This window comes from Neobacillus sp. NPDC097160 (assembly GCF_044762155.1).
In the GTDB taxonomy this organism is placed as follows: domain Bacteria; phylum Bacillota; class Bacilli; order Bacillales; family Cytobacillaceae; genus Neobacillus.
Map to the genome: position 1 here is coordinate 1 of NZ_JBIWDU010000051.1, position 1,313 is coordinate 1,313.

The following is a 1,313-nucleotide window of genomic DNA, read 5'->3' on the forward strand; positions in this document are numbered from 1 at the left end:
TGATATTATCCCCTTTAGGTAGACAGTGTAAAAAAGTCCATTATTTCTTATGGATGATACACTACTACTTGGAGGGGATTTTTCTATGGCAAAAAAAGGACAAACTTTTCAAAACTATACAGAAGAATTTAAGATGAAGGCGGTCGAAATGTATATTAGTGGCGATGTGAGTTACGCTATTCTATCTAACCAATTGGGTCTTCGAAGTCCAACTCAATTGAAAATATGGGTAAAAAAATTTGAGGAGGGCAATAAGCTCACTGATCAAAGGGGGAAACATACGTCTACAGACAATCCCCTTAAAGGACGACAAAAAACAAAGTTTAACAGTGTAGAGGAAGAACGGGATTATTATAAGGCTCAGGTTAGCTATCTAAAAAAGCAGTATCCAAATCTTCACGGGGAGGTGAAATCAAAAAAGCAATAAGATTTGAGATTATTCATGAGTTGAAAGGAGAATACCCGGTTACTTGGCTAACTGAAATTGCCGAGGTGCAGCGATCAGGCTATTACAAATGGGTAAAGACGATTGAGGCCCGTGAAAAGAAAAAGGAGCAGGATCAAGACCTTATGGATCAAATGCTTTCTATCCACCTCAAACACAAGGAATATGGTTATCCTAGAATGGTAATAGCCCTTAAGGAAGAGGGCTTCGAAGTCAACCATAAGAAGGTTTATCGTTTAATGAAGTTGATGGATATTCAGTCGGTGATTAGAAAGAAATGGAGATACTTTGGCAAGAAAGGGTCTAAAGTATTCGAAAACCTGGTCAACAGGGAATTCGACGAGAGAAATGAAAACGAAGTACTAGTAACTGATATCACCTACATACCGTTCCAGAATCGTTTTTATTACCTATCTGTTATTCAGGATCTCTATAATAATGAAATTGTTTCATGGAAAATATCAGATAGAAATAACATGAAATTGGTTTTGGATACAGTGGAGGATCTAAATAAAAAAAGAAACGTGCACGGAACCATTCTCCATTCGGATCAGGGATTCCAGTACACGTCCAAAAAATACAACAAACGAATAAACAAATATGGCATAAAGGGCAGCCACTCTCGCAAAGGAAACTGCCTGGATAATGCCTGTGTTGAATCGTTCTTTTCACACTTTAAAACAGAAATGTTGTATCAAACTGATTGTAAAACAGAGGAAGAGTTAATACAAGCAATAGAAACATATATGTATCATTACAATTATAAAAGGTTCCAAAAACGACTAAACCATCGTGCTCCAGTTGAATACCGGATCACGATGGCTGCATAGTCTTTTTTAGAGCTGTCTACTTGACGGGTGTAAGTCCA

The 1,313-nt window shown here is 37.3% G+C and carries 2 protein-coding genes; both read left to right on the forward strand.

Annotation, left to right across the window (positions count from 1 at the left end):
- Positions 1 to 85: 85 nt before the first annotated feature.
- On the forward strand, positions 86 to 427 hold the full coding sequence (locus tag ACIQXV_RS29735; protein ID WP_402965990.1) for a transposase: 342 nt from the start codon (positions 86 to 88) through the stop codon (positions 425 to 427).
- 11 nt (positions 428 to 438) lie between these two features.
- Positions 439 to 1,275 (forward strand): IS3 family transposase, encoded by an 837-nt coding sequence (locus tag ACIQXV_RS29740; protein WP_402965993.1) that lies wholly within the window; start codon positions 439 to 441, stop codon positions 1,273 to 1,275.
- The last annotated feature ends 38 nt before the right edge of the window (positions 1,276 to 1,313 follow it).